The following is a 228-nucleotide window of genomic DNA, read 5'->3' on the forward strand; positions in this document are numbered from 1 at the left end:
ACGGGGCCGGTGTTCAGCACGGCGATGCCGCCGGCGTAGTTGATGAACTCGCGAACTTCTTCGTCGGTCACGGTGGCGTTGTTCGCCGTTTCGGCGATGATCGGGTGGATCTGGCCAACACCGCGCGGTACAGCGGCTTCGCGGCGTTTCTTGTGGGATGCGTTGGTCTTGCTCATAAAGTCCTCATTCGCCTCTCTTCGGGTGGCGTGGTCCTAGGAATACGTGGCG

1 pseudogene is annotated in these 228 nt (G+C 61.4%); it reads right to left on the bottom strand.

Annotated features, from left to right (window positions below):
- Positions 1 to 176 (bottom strand): annotated as a pseudogene (locus ACFZPT_RS27210) (4-aminobutyrate--2-oxoglutarate transaminase); the annotation flags it as partial.
- Positions 177 to 228: the final 52 nt, after the last annotated feature.

The organism is Pseudomonas sp. MD330_10 (genome assembly GCF_042610415.1).
Classification (GTDB): Bacteria; Pseudomonadota; Gammaproteobacteria; order Pseudomonadales; family Pseudomonadaceae; genus Aquipseudomonas; species Aquipseudomonas rhodesiae.